Annotated in this window: 15 protein-coding genes and 1 other annotated feature; all 15 genes read right to left on the bottom strand. The window is 49.7% G+C overall.

The features are described 5' to 3' along the window. Positions 1-198 precede the first annotated feature (198 nt). Positions 199-822: an orotate phosphoribosyltransferase gene (pyrE, locus tag AOT13_RS08770; protein WP_003251861.1), complete on the bottom strand. Its 624-nt coding sequence runs from the start codon at positions 820-822 to the stop codon at positions 199-201. Further along, entirely contained in the window at positions 819-1,538 is a 720-nt protein-coding gene (gene pyrF, locus AOT13_RS08765) for an orotidine-5'-phosphate decarboxylase (protein ID WP_042383330.1), read from the bottom strand. Before pyrF ends, pyrE begins: the two co-directional genes overlap by 4 nt. Then, complete coding sequence (locus AOT13_RS08760; protein ID WP_003251864.1) at positions 1,510-2,451, bottom strand: dihydroorotate dehydrogenase; 942 nt, start codon at positions 2,449-2,451, stop codon at positions 1,510-1,512. Before AOT13_RS08760 ends, pyrF begins: the two co-directional genes overlap by 29 nt. Beyond that, positions 2,448-3,221, bottom strand: coding sequence for a dihydroorotate dehydrogenase electron transfer subunit (locus tag AOT13_RS08755; protein WP_073519237.1), 774 nt, complete (start codon positions 3,219-3,221; stop codon positions 2,448-2,450). The genes AOT13_RS08760 and AOT13_RS08755 overlap by 4 nt, the downstream gene beginning before the upstream one ends. Beyond that, a complete protein-coding gene (gene carB, locus AOT13_RS08750; protein ID WP_003251868.1) occupies positions 3,218-6,412 on the bottom strand; it encodes a carbamoyl-phosphate synthase large subunit in 3,195 nt (1,064 codons plus the stop codon). Before carB ends, AOT13_RS08755 begins: the two co-directional genes overlap by 4 nt. Next, entirely contained in the window at positions 6,405-7,499 is a 1,095-nt protein-coding gene (locus AOT13_RS08745) for a carbamoyl phosphate synthase small subunit (protein WP_003251869.1), read from the bottom strand. Before AOT13_RS08745 ends, carB begins: the two co-directional genes overlap by 8 nt. Then, entirely contained in the window at positions 7,500-8,783 is a 1,284-nt protein-coding gene (locus tag AOT13_RS08740; RefSeq protein WP_042383332.1) for a dihydroorotase, read from the bottom strand. Further along, entirely contained in the window at positions 8,749-9,672 is a 924-nt protein-coding gene (locus tag AOT13_RS08735; RefSeq protein ID WP_003251872.1) for an aspartate carbamoyltransferase catalytic subunit, read from the bottom strand. Before AOT13_RS08735 ends, AOT13_RS08740 begins: the two co-directional genes overlap by 35 nt. Positions 9,673-9,861: 189 nt before the next feature. Then, on the bottom strand, positions 9,862-11,169 hold the full coding sequence (locus AOT13_RS08730) for a solute carrier family 23 protein (RefSeq protein WP_035502228.1): 1,308 nt from the start codon (positions 11,167-11,169) through the stop codon (positions 9,862-9,864). Positions 11,170-11,305: 136 nt separating this feature from the next. Further along, on the bottom strand, positions 11,306-11,845 hold the full coding sequence (pyrR, locus tag AOT13_RS08725) for a bifunctional pyr operon transcriptional regulator/uracil phosphoribosyltransferase PyrR (protein ID WP_013401300.1): 540 nt from the start codon (positions 11,843-11,845) through the stop codon (positions 11,306-11,308). Positions 11,846-12,020: 175 nt separating this feature from the next. Then, complete coding sequence (locus tag AOT13_RS08720) at positions 12,021-12,935, bottom strand: RluA family pseudouridine synthase (RefSeq protein ID WP_003251878.1); 915 nt, start codon at positions 12,933-12,935, stop codon at positions 12,021-12,023. Further along, on the bottom strand, positions 12,935-13,417 hold the full coding sequence (lspA, locus tag AOT13_RS08715; protein WP_370586530.1) for a signal peptidase II: 483 nt from the start codon (positions 13,415-13,417) through the stop codon (positions 12,935-12,937). The genes AOT13_RS08720 and lspA overlap by 1 nt, the downstream gene beginning before the upstream one ends. Before the next feature lie 194 nt (positions 13,418-13,611). Next, positions 13,612-16,383 (bottom strand): isoleucine--tRNA ligase, encoded by a 2,772-nt coding sequence (gene ileS, locus AOT13_RS08710; protein ID WP_003251881.1) that lies wholly within the window; start codon positions 16,381-16,383, stop codon positions 13,612-13,614. A gap of 89 nt (positions 16,384-16,472) precedes the next feature. Then, positions 16,473-16,694, bottom strand: a binding site (T-box leader). A gap of 46 nt (positions 16,695-16,740) precedes the next feature. Next, a complete protein-coding gene (locus tag AOT13_RS08705; protein WP_003251886.1) occupies positions 16,741-17,253 on the bottom strand; it encodes a DivIVA domain-containing protein in 513 nt (170 codons plus the stop codon). Positions 17,254-17,328: 75 nt separating this feature from the next. Further along, the gene (locus tag AOT13_RS08700) at positions 17,329-18,102 is read right to left on the bottom strand and encodes a YlmH family RNA-binding protein (RefSeq protein WP_003251889.1); all 774 of its coding nucleotides are present in this window, start codon (positions 18,100-18,102) and stop codon (positions 17,329-17,331) included. Positions 18,103-18,140 lie beyond the last annotated feature (38 nt).

Raw genomic sequence — 18,140 nt, 5'->3', positions numbered from 1 at the left:
TCAGAAAAATTAGGGTTTTAGCTTCTGTAGAAAATTATCGAAATACTTCTTCCAATTTTAATTCCAGACATGAAAAATAAACGGATTGGACAACGCCGTTCCTGGATTTTTCATTTTACCGACTGCTACTAGAAAAATGAAACAATATCATGAAAAAGAGCGCATAGTCCGATGCGCTCCTTTTCGCTTGCGTTGATTTTATTTCCCCCACTTTTCCGGGTTTTCCCGCCATTTGCGCAATGTCGCGAGGTCTTGTTCTGTCACGGCGCCCATCCCGGCTGCGGCTTCAATGAGCGTGTCGTAGTCCGTCAGTGTGTGCACTTCCACCTTATGTTCCGCAAACGCTTGTTTTGCTTTTTCCAATCCGTACGTAAAAATGGCGGCAACGCCAAGGACGGAACATCCCGCTTCTTTCAAAGCGCGAACCGCATTTAATGAACTGCCCCCTGTGGAGATTAAATCTTCAACAACCACGACCTTTTGTCCTTTTTCCACTTTTCCTTCAATTTGTTTTCCTTTTCCATGGCCTTTCGCTTGGCTGCGCACATAGCACATCGGCAAGTTCATGCGCTCGCTCACCCAAGCGGCGTGCGGAATTCCTGCTGTTGCCGTGCCGGCGATCACTTCCACTTCAGGAAAATGGGTGCGAATGCATGCAGCAAGTCCGTCGGCGATCGCGCTGCGCACGTGCGGATACGCAAGTGTCAGCCGGTTGTCACAGTAAATCGGGGATTTCAACCCAGACGACCATATGAACGGTTCATTTGGCTGCAGCGATACCGCGCCGATCTCAAGCAAATGTGTGGCAATTTCTTTTTTCATTCTTTCTCTTCTCCCTTCCATTCCCGTTGTAACCGCTCGTAAGCTGCAGCTGGATTTTCAGCATGGGTGATGCTTCTGCCGATGACGATAAAGCTTGCGCCGAGTTTTTTTGCTTCATATGGCGTAACGACGCGGACTTGGTCGCTTTTTTCGTCATCGGCAAAACGAATTCCCGGGGTGACGGTCAAAAACGCTTCGCCGCAATGTTTGCGGACAAGCGGCACTTCTTTTGCCGAGCAGACCACGCCGTCAAGGCCGCTTTGTTTTGCCAGCGCCGCATAATGAAGCACCGTTTCTTCCATCGGCCGGTCGATCCACAACTCGCGATGCAGCATTTGCTCGCTTGTGCTTGTCAGCTGCGTGACCGCAATGCAATATGGACGGCGCGTTCCGCTTGGCGTCCCTGCTTCCAGTCCCTCGAGCGCCGCTTCCATCATCCGCGTTCCCCCAGCGGCATGAACGTTGACAATGTCGACTCCGAAACGGGCTAATCCTTTCATCGCGCGCTTAACCGTATTCGGGATGTCGTGCAGCTTTAAATCAAGGAAAATCCGGTGTCCCTGATCTTTTAAATAATGGATAATCTCCGGACCTTCTTGATAGTATAATTCCATGCCAACTTTGACGAATAGCGATTCACGCGGGAACGATTGCAAAAGCGCTCTTACGTCCTTTTCTGTCGGAAAATCAAGTGCGATAATAAACGGATCGTTCACCTTTTTTCCAGCTCCTTCCCGTGCATTCGGAAATATGGTCGATGCCCAGCTTATCCAGCAATGGCGGCAGCTCGGCGATAATGTTCGGGCAGACGAACGGATCGATGAAATTTGCCGTGCCAATGGCGACAGCGCTGGCGCCGGCGTAGAAAAACTCAATGACATCTTCAGCGGATCGAATGCCGCCCATGCCGATAATCGGAATCGAAACAGCCTGGCTTACTTCATAAATCATGCGGATCGCGATCGGCTTAATCGCCGGCCCTGACAAGCCACCCGTTCTGTTTGCCAAAACCGGCTCAGCGGTTTTCACATCAATGCGCATGCCAAGGATCGTATTAATCATCGTCAACCCATCTGCACCTGCTGCTTCAATTGCTTTCGCGATTTCAACAATATCTGTGACATTTGGCGAAAGTTTGACGTAGACGGGGACTTCGGAAATTTCTTTCACGAGCTTCGTGAGTTCTGCGGCAATTTCCGGAATGGTGCCAAATGCAATTCCGCCTTTTTTGACGTTCGGACAGGAAATATTGAGCTCGAGCGCGCAAACGTTTGGCGCTTTCGAAATATGTTTGGCAACTTCAACATATTCCTCCATCGTCGAGCCAGCGATGTTGGCGATAACCGGCACATCAAACTGCGCGAGCCACGGCAGCTCTTCTTTCATGACTTTTTCTAAACCGGGGTTTTGCAGGCCGATCGCATTCAGCATCCCGCCTGGCGTTTCCGCCACCCTCGGCGTCGGGTTGCCAAAGCGCGGCTCCTGCGTCGTCGCTTTTATCATAATGGCGCCAAGCACGCTTAAATCATAGAAGCGCGCGTATTCGCGGCCAAAGCCGAAGCATCCCGACGCCGGCATCACCGGATTTTTCAAGGAAAGCCCCGGCAATTCAACCGCTAAACGGTTCATAGCTCCACCTCCTCGGCTTTAAATACAGGACCGTCGCTGCATATTTTTTTATACGCCGTTTTGCTGCCAGGCACGCGGCAGACGCAGGCCAAGCATGCGCCGATGCCACAGCCCATCCGCTCTTCCAGCGAAAGATATATCTCTTTGTGCGGAAATGCTTGCTTAAGCGCTTTTAGCATCGGTTTAGGGCCACACGCGTACAACACGTCAAATGAAAGCTCTCTCTCCTTAATCACATCGGTGACAAATCCTTTCATGCCATAAGAACCATCCGCCGTTGCCACATGCGTTTCGCCAAACGCGGCAAATTCCCGTTCGTAAAAGACGGTTTCTTTCGTTTGAAATCCGAGCACATTCGTGACGACAACTCCTTTTGCGGCAAGCCGCTTCGCTAGTTCATAAAGCGGCGGAATGCCGATGCCGCCGCCGACAAGAAGCGCACGCTTCCCTTTTGCCGCGGCATCAAGCGGAAATCCGTTTCCGAGCGGGCCGAGCACATCGACCGTTTCCCCCGGCCATTTTTCCGAAAGCAAGGCGGTGCCGACCCCTTCTTTCCGGTAAATAATCGTGCATTCGCGCTCTTTTTTGTTGATATGGCAAAGGCTAAGCGGACGGCGCAAGAGCGGGGCCGGCTGCGAAGACACTCTCACATGGACAAATTGCCCCGGTTCATTCATTTCTTCCACTAAGCGGCCGCTTAACACGATCTCGTAAATGTTTTTCGCAAGCTGCTTGTGGCGGACTATCCTCATGTTTTCCCGCTTCATTATGCGCGCACCATCCTTTGCATCGCTGTTGTTGAAAACGTCATCGATTCGAGCACTTGCAGCATCGCCCGCGCCGTATCCAGCGACGTCAAGCATGGAATGCCGTTTTCGACTGCTTCGCGGCGGATGCGGAAGCCGTCGCTTTCCGGCTGTTTTCCTTTTGTGAGCGTGTTGATGACAACTTGCACTTTTCCTTGGCGAATGACGTCCAAAATGTTTGGCGATGCGGAATCAATTTTATTGACGACGGTTACCGGGATGGCCGCCGCTTTTAACACCTCCGCCGTGCCGCTCGTCGCAAGCAGCTGATAGCCAATTTCGCAGAAACGTCTGGCAATTTCCACCGCATCTTCTTTATCTTTATCGGCGACAGTCAATAACACGGCGCCATGCGGGCGAATATGGATGCCTGAGGCGACGAGCCCTTTATAGAGCGCTTTTTCAAAAGTGGCGTCTTTGCCGATCACTTCGCCGGTCGACTTCATTTCCGGGCCAAGCGAAATATCGACATTGCGCAATTTGGCGAACGAGAAGACCGGCACTTTTACGTACACGCCTTCGCTTTCTCGCCGCAATCCTGTTTCATAGCCAAGGTCTGCCAGCTTCGCCCCCAAAATGACTTTCGTCGCAATGTTTGCCATCGGCACGCCAGTAATTTTGCTTAAAAACGGCACCGTCCGGCTGGAACGCGGATTGACTTCGAGCACATACACTTCGTCTTGATACATGACAAATTGGATGTTTAGCAAGCCGACAATGCGCAACCCTCTTGCTAATTTCATCGTATAATCGATGATTTTTCGCTTGATCTCCTCTGTCAGCGTTTGCGGCGGATAAACGGCGATCGAGTCGCCCGAGTGAACGCCGGCCCGCTCGATATGTTCCATAATTCCCGGGATCAACACCGTTTCACCATCAGAAACCGCGTCGACTTCAATCTCTTTTCCGATTAAATAACGGTCGATGAGCACCGGATGCTGCGGATTGACTTTCACGGCATGCTCCATATAGTGCAATAGCTCTTTTTCCTGATACACGATTTCCATCGCGCGGCCGCCGAGAACGTACGACGGGCGGACAAGCACCGGATAGCCGATTTCCTTGGCAATCCGCACCGCTTCCTCAACGGAGAAAGCCGTTTTTCCTTGCGGCTTCGGAATCCTTAAATCCGATAACGCTTGTTCAAATTTATCGCGGTCCTCGGCGCGGTCTAAGTCCTCAAGCGATGTTCCTAAAATGCGAACGCCGCGCGCCGCCAGTTCCGCCGCCAAGTTGATCGCTGTCTGACCGCCGAATTGCACAATCACCCCGACCGGCTTTTCCAAGTCAATGACATGCATCACATCTTCCATCGTGAGCGGCTCGAAATACAACTTATCGGATATACTAAAATCCGTCGACACCGTTTCCGGGTTGTTGTTAATGATAATCGCTTCATAGCCCGCTTCTTTAATCGCCCAGACGGAATGAACGGTCGCGTAATCAAATTCAATGCCTTGCCCGATGCGAATCGGCCCCGAACCGAGCACCACAACGCTTTCGCGGGCGGTGACGGCCGATTCGTTTTCCTCTTCGTACGTGCTATAGTAATACGGCGTTTCTGAGGCAAATTCCGCCGCGCACGTATCGACCATTTTATATACAGGAAGGATGCCTGCTTGCTTTCTCATTTCGTATATGTCGCGCTCGCTTCTTTTCCAAAGCTTAGCGATGGCCGCATCGGAAAAGCCCATTTTTTTCGCTTTCCGCAGCACCTCGATATCACCGATATGATCGCGGATGATGGTTTCATAGCGGACGATGTTTTCGATTTTCGTTAAGAAAAAGCGGTCAATTTGGCTCCATTCGTGGATTTGTTCGACGGTAAAGCCGCGGCGCAGCGCCTCGGCGATATAAAAGAGGCGCTCATCCCCTGCCTTGCGAATCCGCTTTTCGATTAATTCATCTGATATGTTTCCGGCATCCTTAAGCTCAAGATGATGCACGTTCGTCTCAAGGGAGCGGATTGCCTTTAACAGCGATTCCTCAAACGTCCGGCCAATCGCCATCACTTCGCCTGTCGCTTTCATTTGCGTGCCAAGGCGGCGGTTCGCCGATTCAAATTTATCGAACGGAAAGCGCGGAATTTTCGTCACGACGTAATCGAGCGCCGGTTCAAAGCAAGCGTACGTTTTGCCCGTTACCGGATTGATCATTTCATCTAGCGTTAAGCCGACGGCAATTTTCGCGGCAAGCTTGGCAATCGGGTAGCCGGTCGCTTTTGATGCGAGCGCTGATGAACGGCTGACGCGCGGATTGACTTCAATGACATAATAACGGAAACTATGTGGGTCCAGCGCCAGCTGCACATTGCAGCCGCCTTCGATGCCAAGGGCGCGAATGATCCGCAATGAGACGTTGCGCAATAACTGATACTCACGGTCACTTAATGTCTGGCTCGGGGCGACGACGATCGAATCGCCCGTATGGATGCCGACCGGATCGATATTCTCCATGTTGCAGACAACGATCGCGTTATCGTTGGCATCGCGCATCACTTCATACTCGATTTCTTTATAGCCGGCGATGCTTTTTTCCAACAAACATTGGTGCGCCGGGCTTAGCTTTAATCCGGTCGAAACGATATCGGTCAGTTCCTTCTCGTTCGTGCAAATGCCCCCGCCCGTGCCGCCGAGCGTAAACGCCGGGCGGACGATGACCGGATAGCCGACTTTTTCGACAAACGCGTATGCTTCTTCCAAGTTATGAATAATTTCGCTTTCCGGAACCGGTTCGCCAAGTTCGTTCATCAGTGCGCGAAATTGCTCACGGTCTTCCGCTTTTTCAATTGCATCGAGCTTCGTGCCTAATATTTCGACACCGCATTCTGCAAGCACCCCGGCGTTGGCAAGCTCGACTGCCAAGTTTAACCCCGTCTGCCCGCCAAGCGTCGGCAAGATCGCATCTGGGCGTTCTTTGCGGATAATGCGGGACACAAACTCAAATGTAAGCGGCTCCATATACACTTTGTCGGCAATTTCCGTATCAGTCATAATCGTCGCCGGATTGGAATTGACTAAAATGACTTTGTATCCTTCTTCTTTTAGCGCCAAACACGCCTGTGTCCCCGCATAATCAAATTCTGCCGCCTGGCCGATGACAATCGGGCCGGAACCGATCACTAAAATCGTCTCAATATCTTGGCGTTTAGGCATGGACGATTTCCCCTTCCTTTTTAAATTCGCGAATCATCTCGATAAACTCGTCAAACAGCGAATTATCGTCCTCAGGGCCAGGTGATGCTTCCGGATGATACTGAACTGTAAACGCCGGATAATCCAAATGGCGCAATCCTTCGATCGTGCCATCGTTTAAAGCGGTGTGTGTTATTTTTAATCTTGTATGCCGCAACGATTCTTTTTTAACGGTATAGCCGTGGTTTTGCGAAGTGATCGCCACTTTTCCTGTCGCCAAATGCTTGACCGGATGGTTTGAACCGCGATGGCCGAACTTCATTTTTTCCGTATCGGCGCCGCAAGCGAGCGCGAACAGCTGATGGCCAAGGCAGATGCCAAAAAGCGGCACTTTGCCAAGAATCCCGCGAATCATGGTTATCGCTTCCGGCACATCTTTCGGGTCGCCGGGACCGTTGGATAACATTACTCCGTCCGGATGGAGGCGGAGCACGTCTTCGGCTGTCGCGTTGTATGGAAGGACAATGACATCGCAATTCCGCTTGTTTAATTCCCGCAAAATGCCATGTTTCATGCCAAAGTCAACGAGAACGACGCGGTAGCCGCGCCCCGGGCTCGGATAGGCGCTTTTCGTGGAGACGCGCTTCACTTGGTCTCTCGGCAGTTCTATTGTTCTCAAAGATTCGACAGCTTCTTGCACGCTGACATCCAAGTCGCAGATCATTCCTTTCAATGTCCCGTACTGGCGGATAATCCGCGTCAATTTTCGCGTATCAATTCCCGACAACCCCGGGATCTGTTTTTCTTTTAAATATTGATCAAGCGTCATTTCACTTCGCCAATTGGATGGCACATCGCACACTTCCTTGACGATGAAGCCATGGATATGTGGTTCAATCGATTCAAAATCATCGCGGTTAATGCCGTAGTTGCCGATGAGCGGATACGTCATTGTCACGATTTGCCCGCAATACGAAGGATCTGTTAAAATTTCCTGATACCCGGTCATTCCCGTGTTAAACACTACTTCGCCAACCGTTTTTTTCGTGCTGCCAAATGCCTCCCCGATAAAAAACGAACCGTCTTCCAATACAAGCTGCCGTTTCATTCACTCTCTTCCTTTCTGCCAAACTAGTTTTCCGCCGACAAACGTCATCACCGGCCATCCTTTGCATGTCCAGCCGGCAAATGGCGTGTTTTTTCCTTTCGAGACAAACGTTTGAGGATCAATCGTTTCTTCCGCATCTAAATCAATCACCGTAATATCCGCCCTCGCGCCGACGGCAAGTTTTCCAAGCGGCAGCCCGAAACATTCCGCTGGCTTTACCGTCAGCAAATCGATAAGCTGTTTGAGCGTCAATATGTTGGTTTCCACCAAATGGGTGTAAAGGAGCGGAAATGCCGTTTCCAGACCGACGATGCCAAACGGGGCAGCGCGCATTCCTTTTTGTTTTTCCGCTTCCGTATGCGGAGCGTGGTCAGTGGCGATAAAATCGATCGTCCCATCAAGCAGCCCCTCAATCAACGCCGCGCGGTCTTCTTTGCTGCGCAGCGGCGGATTCATTTTATAATTCGCATCAGGGCCTGGGATATCTTCATCACATAACAGAAGATGGTGCGGCGTCACTTCCGCTGTAACGCGAATGCCCGCCCGCTTCGCATCGCGAACGACGCGGACCGATTCTTTCGTGCTGATATGGCAGACATGATAGTGACAGCCTGTTGCTTCCGCCAGCAGCACGTCACGCGCAATATGGACCGATTCGGAAACGGACGGAATGCCGTTTAACCCGTGGCGGCATGCAAATTCGCCATCATGCACGGCTCCGCCGTTCGTTAACGTGTTATCTTCGCAATGGGCGACAATCGCCATATTAAGAGCAGCCGCCCGCTTCATCGCTTCATACATCATGCCGGCCGACTGCACGCCGACGCCGTCATCAGTAAACGCGAACGCCCCTGCTTGCTTTAATGCCGCAAAGTCCGTCAGCTCTGTTCCTTGCTGGCGCATCGTAATCGCCGCATATGGAAGCACACGGACATAGGCAGTTTCGCAGATCCGCTCATGAAGCCATTCCATTTGTTCTTTCGTATCCGGCACCGGATTCGTATTTGGCATCGCTGCTACCGTCGTAAAACCGCCTTTCGCCGCCGCCAGCGTTCCAGTTGCGATCGTTTCTTTCTGTTCGCCGCCCGGTTCGCGCAAATGAACATGCAAATCGATCAATCCGGCAGAGATGAACTTTCCTTGCACATCAATGATTTCGTCCGCTTCTCCGCTATGTAGCTCTGGGCCGGTTTCGGTAATGATGCCATTTTCGATTTTCAACTCCATCCGCTCGATGGCGCCATGTGAATTAAACGATTTTCCATTTTTTAAAATAACTGCCATTCGCTATCCCTCCTTCAATTGCCCGTTTTAACACGGCCATCCGCACATAAACACCATTTTCCATTTGTTTAAAAATGCGTGAACGTTTCGACTCGACAAGTTCGCTCGCAATTTCGACGCCGCGATTGACCGGCGCCGGATGCAAAATGATGCTGTTTTTCTTCATCTTTTCTCCCCGTTCCAGCGTCAGGCCGTAGCGTGCATGATATTGTTCTTTTGTCAGCCCCATTTTTTCTTCGTGCCGTTCATGCTGGATGCGCAGCAGCATGACAACGTCCGCTTCCGCCACCGCTGTATCGATGTCCACATACGTCCCGTACGGATTAGCCGCATCTTTCCACTCTTCTGGACTGGAAAACAACACTCTCGCTCCGAATCTTGCCAGCACCTCGGCATTGGAACGGGCGACGCGGCTATGGCGAATATCGCCGATAATCGCTACCGTCAATCCTTCCAATGTGCCAAACTCTTGACGGATGGTAAGCAAATCTAAAAGCGATTGTGTCGGATGATGCCCGCAACCGTCTCCGGCGTTAATGATCGGAATGCGAATCACATGGCGAAGCGTTTCAAAATACGCATCTTGCGAATGGCGGACGACAACCGCGTTTACCCCGATCGCTTCAAGCGTGCGAACCGTGTCATATAGCGTCTCCCCTTTTTGCATGCTCGACATGTCGGCATCAAACGGAATGACGTGAAGTCCGAGTTTCCGCTCCGCCATTTCAAAACTGCATTTCGTGCGCGTGCTCGGTTCAAAAAATAAATTGGCGACAAAAAGGGGCTCTGTTGCCTGCCAATGATCTCCTTTTGCAAACCGCTCCGCTTCATCTAACAATTCGGTAATTTCTGCTGACGATAATTCTGTCAATGTAAACAAATGGTGCATCTTTCTCGCTCCTTTTTCAATTTCTAGCCATCTCATAAAAAAACACCCTGTCCAGTCGACAGGGTGTTACGCTGTTTGCGTATAAAAAAGGGGAAGGAAGTACTTTATCTCGGCGCATTCGTCCGCTTCCGCTTTTTCTTGCGCAGTAACACCCTTTTAAGTCTCTCTGGACTTAATTAAAAGGTGCAATTATGCGACATGGTCATTGCTGTTTTCCGTTTTGCTTTCAAACATATTTTCATTGATTTGCGGGCGTCCCGGTAAAATAAGGTTTAAGGCTACGCCGCAAATCGCTGCAAGTGCCATCCCTTGAATTTGGAATTGCTCTGTCACTTTCAGCACCGCTCCGCCGATGCCAATGACTAAAATGACCGAAGAGATGACTAAGTTGCGTTTGTCCCCGAAATCGATGCGGCTATCGACAAGCATGCGCAAGCCGGATGAGGCGATAATGCCGAACAGTAAAATCGAGACGCCGCCCATCACCGGAGACGGAATCGAGCTAATCAGCGCGGTCACTTTGCCGATAAATCCAAAGATGATGGCAATCACCGCCGCGCCCGCCAGCACGTAGACGCTGTAGACTCGCGTAATCGCCAGCACCCCGATGTTTTCGCCGTACGTTGTTTTCGGCGGTCCGCCGACCAGCGCGGAAATCATCGTCGCCGTTCCGTCTCCTAAAATCGAGCGATGCAGCCCCGGCTTTTGAATGAGGTCGCGGCCGACGACTTTGCTCAGCACAAGCTGGTGGCCGATATGTTCAGATAGCGTCACAACCGCCACCGGCACCATCAGCATGACAATATCCCATGTGACATGCACCGGATAATCGACAAATGGAAGGAGAAAGTCCGGCATTTCAAGCCATTTTGCTTTGGCGACTTTCGAGAAATCAACAACCCCGACGATAAGCGCGTACACATACCCGACGATAATCCCTGCCAGCACCGGGACTAAACTGATCATGCCGCGCAAAAACACGGAACAAATGATCGTTGCCGCGAGCGTGACAAGCGCAACCGAAAAGTGTGTGAAACTGTACTTGCCATCCGGGCCGTTCATTGCCATACTTACGGCCGTATTCGCCAGCCCGAGGCCGATCACGATAATCACTGGCCCGACGACAATCGGCGGCAACAGCTTCATAATCCAGCGGTAACCCGCTTTTTTGATGATGAGTGCGACGACGCCGTACACAAGTCCTGCCAAAAAGCTGCCGATCATCGCCGCTCCCGGTCCTCCCGCCGCTTTCGCCGCGATAATCGGCGCAATAAAGGCGAAGGAAGAGCCGAGATACGCAGGGACTTGCCATTTCGTGATCATCAGGAAGGCAAGCGTCCCAAGCCCGCTCGTAATGAGAGCGATCGATGGGCTTAATCCGACCAAATAAGGCACTAAAATCGTCGCCCCAAACATGGCGAATAAATGCTGCAAACTGAGGGTTAACCATTGCACCGGCGACGGCCGGTCTTGAATATCTAATACAGGTTTGTTCATCGTTAAAAACCCCTTTCTGATTAGCATAAAAAAACCTCTTTGCCCTTGAGGGTGCAAAGAGGGTGCAGAGATAGTCCACGCCTATCTTTCTGTCCCTTTTGCAGCCTCGCGGGACTGCACTTAAAAGGGAATGTTTTTATTTTTCATGAATGCTGACTTGATCCAGCTCATCGACTTCCGTCAGTTCAACGACAATTAATTCAGAACTTGATGTCGGAATGTTTTTGCCGACGAAATCCGCGCGAATCGGCAGTTCACGGTGGCCGCGGTCGACAAGCACCGCAAGCTGAATTTGCGCCGGACGCCCAAGGTCCATCACCGCGTCCATCGCCGCGCGCACCGTTCTTCCAGTGAATAATACATCATCTGTTAATATAACTTTTTTATTTGTCACATCGAACGGCACGTTCGTTCCTTTCACAAGCGGTTCACGGTCAACCGTTTTCACCGTCAAATCATCGCGGTACAACGTAATATCGAGTTCACCGACAGGGATCGCTTTGCCTTCAATTTGTTCAATCCGCTCGGCCAGCCGTTGCGCCAAATAAATGCCGCGCGTTTTTATGCCAATCAGCACACAGTTGTCAATGCCTTTGTTTCGTTCGATAATTTCATGGGCAATCCGCGTCAATGCGCGGCGGATCGCCTGTTCATCCATCACGACCGCCTTTTGCACGCCGTTTCACCTCCATAAAAAATCCTCTCGCCCTTGAAGCGAGAGGAACCGTTTATGCGCACAGAACAAAGCACACATATCTCTTTTATTGATCCGACCCCTTCTCAGCCTCACAGGACTGAATTTAAAGGTTCTTATTCACTTGTTCTTATTGTACGTTTTCTTTGTCTGGATGTCAATCACCTTTTCGCAACAATTGCAAAAGCTGCTCAAATTCAGGCGGCAGCGGCGCCTCAAATTCTAAATATTCGCCTGTGCGCGGATGGGAAAATCCAAGCACTCCCGCGTGCAAAGCCTGCCCGTCGATTGGCAACGTCTTTTTCGGCCCGTATTGCGGGTCGCCCGCTAACGGATAGCCGATATATTTCATGTGCACGCGAATTTGGTGTGTTCTCCCTGTTTCCAATTGGCATTCGATAAATGTATATTGGCGAAAACGCTCTAACACGCGGAAATGAGTCACTGCCTCTTTTCCGTTTTCTTCAGTGACCGCCATTTTTTTGCGGTCCCGTTTATCACGGCCGATCGGCGCGTCAATCGTGCCGTAATCGTGCGGAATGACCCCGTGGACAATCGCTTTATATTTGCGCGTCACCGTTTTTTTCACAAGCTGGTCGACAAGCGCCTGATGCGCCATATCGTTTTTGGCGACCATCAACAGCCCTGATGTATCTTTGTCAATCCGATGCACAATGCCCGGGCGAAGAACGCCATTAATCCCTGACAAATCATGGCAATGCGCGAGCAAGGCGTTAACGAGCGTGCCGCGCATATGCCCGGGAGCCGGGTGCACGACCATGCCGCGCGGCTTATTGACAACGAGAACATCGGCGTCCTCGTAATAAATATCTAACGGAATATTTTCCGGCTCGACATAAAGCGGCTCCGGCTCAGGGAGGCGAACGACGACAATATCGCCAGCGGAGCACTTGTAATTGGCTTTGACATGCTGATCATTAACGGTGACAAGCTGCTTTTTTATCCATTGCTGCACTTTCGAACGCGACCAGTCTTCATTTAATGCTGCAATCACTTTATCAATTCGTTCATTGTCATATTCTTCATCAATATGAAACCGAACGATATCCATCACTGATTCTCCTTTTCTTTCGTTCCGGCAAAAAACGTTTGAAGAAAGACAAGCGCCACTCCTATGCAAAGTGCGGAGTCAGCGATATTAAACACCGGAAAACTGTATGTACCAATGTAGACATGAATAAAATCGACGACTTCTTTGCGGAAAAGCCGATCAATAAAGTTGCCGAGCGCGCCCCCAAGCATAAGGCCAAGAGCTATCCCATACATCTTCTCTCCGCGCGGCAACCGCTGAATATAAATGACTAATCCGATGACAACGATGACGGTGATCAAATAAAACAGCCAGAACTGCCCTTGCAAAATTCCCCATGCCGCGCCGCGGTTGCGGTGGGATGTAATATAAAGCACATCCGAAATAATGGGAATGCTTTCGCCAAGCCGCATATACTTGACAACAAGCCATTTCGTCCACTGGTCGATCAGAATGACAACGAGCGCAATGATATAGTATATCACAATACTACCTCCACTCAACTATATACTTAATGAATTGTAGCACAATCGGGCAACGGCAGACAATGACAAGTGCAAATAACTTAAGGCATGAACAACCGTCAGCAGCCAAACAGGCTCGTGCGCGCCAAGGAACTCCTACTTTTCCAAACATCACTGACATAAAAAACAGCGGGACTATCGAGTTTCGATAGTCCCGCGCACGGATATGCATGTTATGCCGAATAATGTTCTTTCACGATGCGGGCGCAGCGAGGGCATAATGTCGGATGCTCAGAATCTTTGCCTACTTCCGGAGTCACGACCCAGCAGCGCTCGCACGTTTCTCCTTCCGCTTGTTTAACGATGATCGCCACATTCGCGAATTTTTGCGCATCTTCCGGAGCTTTTTCATAGTCATCCGCGATCGTAAACTCAGATACGATAAATAACTGTTTGACATCTTCTTCAATCGATGCAAGCAATTGCCGCACTTCTTTTGTCGGATATACCGTAACGCTTGCATTGAGCGATTTGCCGATCACTTTTTCATTGCGCGCCACTTCCAACGCTTTTAACACATCATCGCGCAAGCTCATAAACGCATCCCATTTTGCCACTAGCGCCTCTGCGCCGTCAATGTTAATTGCCTCTGGCATATCAACAAGCTGAACGCTTTCTGCTTTTTCTTTCCGGTTTGGAATATGCTCCCATACTTCCTCTGCGGTATGCGGCAAAATCGGCGCCACCAGTTTCGTTAATGCGACAACCGCTTCGTACAATACCGTTTGAATCGAGCGGCGTGCGCGGTCGTTTGGCGCTTCGATATACAAAATGTCTTTAGCAAAGTCTAAATAGAAAGCACTTAAATCAACAGTGCAGAAATTGTTCACATCGTGATAAATGGACGCGAAATCATATGTTTCATATGCTTGTTTTACTTTTTCAATCAAACGGTTTAGTTTAACGAGCATGTAGCGGTCGACTTCGCGCAACTCGTTCACAGGAACTGCATCTGTCTCTGGGTTAAAGTCGAACAAGTTTCCAAGCATAAACCGGAACGTATTGCGGATTTTCCGGTATACTTCCGCGACTTGCTTTAAAATGCTGTCGGAAATGCGGACATCCGCTTGATAATCGACAGAAGCAACCCATAAGCGCAAAATGTCGGCGCCAAGCTGTTCCATCACCTTCGCCGGCACGACGACATTGCCGAGCGATTTGCTCATTTTCCGGCCTTCCCCATCAAGGACAAATCCGTGGCTTAGCACCGCTTTATACGGCGCTTTGCCGGTAACAGCGACGGCAGTCGAAAGCGAGGAGTTAAACCAGCCGCGATATTGGTCGGAACCTTCTAAATATAAATCTGCCGGGCGCTGTAAATCGTCGCGTTCTACGAGCACCGCCTGATGGGAAGACCCAGAATCAAACCATACGTCCATAATGTCTGTTTCTTTCGTGAAAATGCCGTTCGGGCTCGATGGATGCGTAAATCCTTCCGGCAGCAAGTCTTTCGCTTCACGCTCAAACCAGACGTTCGAGCCGTATTGCCGGAACAAGTTGGACACATGCTCGATCGTTTCGTCCGTAATAATCGGTTCACCGTTTTCCCCGTAAAAGACCGGAATCGGTACCCCCCATGCGCGTTGGCGGGAAATGCACCAGTCGCCGCGGTCGCGGATCATATTATGGATACGGATTTCACCCCATTCCGGAATCCATTTTGTTTCTTTAATGGCTTGGAGCAGTTCGCCACGGATTTTATCAATCGAGGCAAACCATTGTGTCGTAGCGCGGAAAATCGTCGGCTTTTTCGTGCGCCAGTCATGCGGATATGAGTGAGTGATGAAACTAAGTTTTAAAAGCGCCCCGACTTCTTCTAATTTTTGTGTAATCGCTTTGTTTGCTTCATCGTAAAACAGTCCTTCAAAGCCCGGCGCTTCGCTTGTCATATAGCCGCGTTCATCAACTGGGCACAGCACATCCAAGCCGTATTTTTGTCCGACAATAAAGTCATCTTCCCCGTGTCCAGGCGCAGTATGAACACATCCTGTTCCGGCGTCTGTCGTAACATGTTCGCCGCAAACAACTAAAGAATCGCGGTCATAAAACGGATGTTTGGCCACAACGTATTCCAAGTCTTTTCCTTTGATTGTTTTCACAACCGTTACGTCGTCCCAGCCGATTTCTTTCGCAACAGATGCTAATAACGCAGCAGCAACGACATATTTCGCGCCGTTTGTTTCCACGACTTGATAATCAAGGTCTGGATGGACGGCAATCGCTAAATTGGCTGGAATCGTCCATGGTGTTGTCGTCCAGATCACGATTTTTTCGTCCCCGTCAAGCACTCCTTTTCCATCTTTCACTGGGAACGCAACATAAATGGAAGGGGAACGTTTATCTTTATACTCGATTTCCGCTTCCGCCAGCGCTGATTCGCTTGATGGAGACCAATATACCGGCTTTAAGCCTTTATAAATCAGCCCTTTTTTCGCCATTTCGCCAAATACCTTGATTTGTTGCGCCTCATATTCTCGTGTCAGCGTAATATACGGGTTTTCCCAATCGCCGCGCACGCCCAGGCGCTTGAATTGCTCGCGCTGGTTATTGATTTGTTCATACGCATATTGTTCACAAAGCTTGCGAAATTCCGCGACGCTCATCGATTTCCGGTCAACGCCTTTTTTGGTGAGCGCGGTTTCAATCGGAAGGCCATGCGTGTCCCATCCCGGAACGTATGGAGCGCAATACCCGCTCATCGATTTATAACGGACGATGATATCTTTTAAAATTTTATTTAACGCATGCCCCATATGAATGTCGCCGTTCGCGTATGGCGGTCCGTCATGCAGCACAAACAGCGGGCGGCCTTTTGTCCGTTCTTGCACTTTGCGATAAATGTCCATTTCTTCCCATTTCTTTTGAATTTGCGGCTCGCGCTTCGGCAAATTTCCGCGCATTGGAAATTCCGTGCGTGGCATTAACAGTGTTTCTTTATAATCCATGCTCATTCCTCCCGTCTTTGGAATAGATAAACTTTTAACAAAAATGAAAATTGAGAAACAGCAAAAATGTAAAAAACCGCTCTCTCCCAAAAAGGGACGAGAACGGTCTCGCGGTACCACCCTTATTGGCTATGTATACATGCCATAGCCCACTCTGCATTCGTAACGTGAATGACACGCCATTGCCTACTTGTTCGTTCAGCATGGAACTCCGGGGTGATCTTCACTCTTTCGCTTATGCCAGGCTTCCACCATCCCCGGCTCGCTGAAATAAGCGGTGAAAGAGCTACTGTCCCCTTCATCGTCAACAACTATGTTCATTTTATTCGATATTATATGCAAAAGGTCCGGCTGTCGTCAAGATTGGGAGAGCTCTTCCCTTTCACCTGTTTCCACTTCAGGCGCTTCATATTCCATTAAATCATCCCAATCGCTGTTATTCAGCATTTCCAGCTGTGCCTCAACGAGCATGCGAAAACGTGTGCGGAACACTTTCGATTGCCGTTTCAGTTCTTCGATTTCGAGAGCGATTTTCCGCGATTTCGCGAGCGCTTCGCTGATGATGCGCTCCGCGTTTTTCTCCGCTTCCTTAATGATCAGCTTCGCCTCTTTTTGCGCGTTCCGCTTCACTTCTTCCGCCGTTTCTTGGGCGACTAAAATCGATTTGTTTAATGTTTCTTCAATATTCGTAAAGTAATTCAGCTTTTCGGTCAACTCCGCTACCTTTTCCTCGAGCTGCTTTTTTTCGCGAATCACCATCTCATAATCTTTAATAACTTGATCAAGAAATTCATTCACTTCATCTTCATCGTAGCCACGAAAACCTCGGCTAAATTCTTTATTATGAATATCTAATGGCGTTAAAGGCACAATGGCCACCTCCGTCTGCATAATTCCTTTTCCATATCATTCGACATTTTTCTATTAATTCCTGCAGTCATTTGATTATTTTTGGATTCCAATGCGAATGCGCCATCTATCCTTTTTCGTTTTTCCGTCCATCGCGATAATTTTGCAGCGGCCAAACCCGCGCGCGGAAAGAACGTCTCCCTGCCGGCATTCAAAATGAGCCTGATCAACAATCTTCCAATTCACTTTGACAAGGCCGTTTTCAATGCACGATTGGATTTTTTGCCGCGATGCATGAAACGCTTGCGATAATATCGCATCAAGCCTTAATGACGAAACAGTAATCATTGCATCTTGCCAATTTTCTTCTAATTTGATGATGTCCGTTAACGGCTTTTTTTCAACCGAAACATTCGCTTTGCCGATTGCGTGCAAATGCAAACGAATATAGTCAGCCACTTCGTTTGCTGCCAAAAATTGAATTTGTTCATCCTTCATTAAAATATCACCAAATTTGCCGCGCCTCAACCCGAGCGACATGAGCGCTCCTAACACTTGGCGATGCCCGATCGTTACAAACTTGCTTGGATAACGGACCTCAAATAAAGCAATTTCATAATCTTCTTCTGAAGGCTGAAAATACGGCGGATACAATAACGCCCGTTTGCGTTCCGTAAACGATGCGCCGCCAAAAAATGAAAAATGTACTTCCTCGTCACGGCCAATGACGCTTTGCACAATTTGTTGCTCGCGTGGATCTAAAAAATCGGTTAGCTTTGGCGCATATTGTCTCTTCACCGTTTCTTGCCATTCTAACACTTGATCAATAAAATGATGTTCTTCTTTGCGAAAATGCTGGTATATTTCCATCGCTAGCACCTTACTTTCATGAAAGAAAGGAACCCTGA

It is taken from the genome of Parageobacillus thermoglucosidasius, assembly GCF_001295365.1.
Taxonomy (GTDB): Bacteria; Bacillota; Bacilli; order Bacillales; family Anoxybacillaceae; genus Parageobacillus; species Parageobacillus thermoglucosidasius.
This window is presented reverse-complemented; position numbering and strand designations above follow the sequence as displayed.

Bases quoted from the DNA above. Each gene is read 5' to 3' on its own strand.
- carB (WP_003251868.1), bottom strand. From the start codon at position 6,412: ATGCCTAAACGCCAAGATATTGAGACGATTTTAGTGATCGGTTCCGGC.
- AOT13_RS08720 (WP_003251878.1), bottom strand. From the start codon at position 12,935: ATGGATATCGTTCGGTTTCATATTGATGAAGAATATGACAATGAACGA.
- ileS (WP_003251881.1), bottom strand. From the start codon at position 16,383: ATGGATTATAAAGAAACACTGTTAATGCCACGCACGGAATTTCCAATG.
- AOT13_RS08740 (WP_042383332.1), bottom strand. From the start codon at position 8,783: ATGGCAGTTATTTTAAAAAATGGAAAATCGTTTAATTCACATGGCGCC.
- AOT13_RS08745 (WP_003251869.1), bottom strand. From the start codon at position 7,499: ATGAAACGGCAGCTTGTATTGGAAGACGGTTCGTTTTTTATCGGGGAG.
- AOT13_RS08735 (WP_003251872.1), bottom strand. From the start codon at position 9,672: ATGCACCATTTGTTTACATTGACAGAATTATCGTCAGCAGAAATTACC.
- AOT13_RS08760 (WP_003251864.1), bottom strand. From the start codon at position 2,451: ATGAACCGTTTAGCGGTTGAATTGCCGGGGCTTTCCTTGAAAAATCCG.
- AOT13_RS08730 (WP_035502228.1), bottom strand. From the start codon at position 11,169: ATGAACAAACCTGTATTAGATATTCAAGACCGGCCGTCGCCGGTGCAA.
- pyrE (WP_003251861.1), bottom strand. From the start codon at position 822: ATGAAAAAAGAAATTGCCACACATTTGCTTGAGATCGGCGCGGTATCG.
- AOT13_RS08700 (WP_003251889.1), bottom strand. From the start codon at position 18,102: ATGGAAATATACCAGCATTTTCGCAAAGAAGAACATCATTTTATTGAT.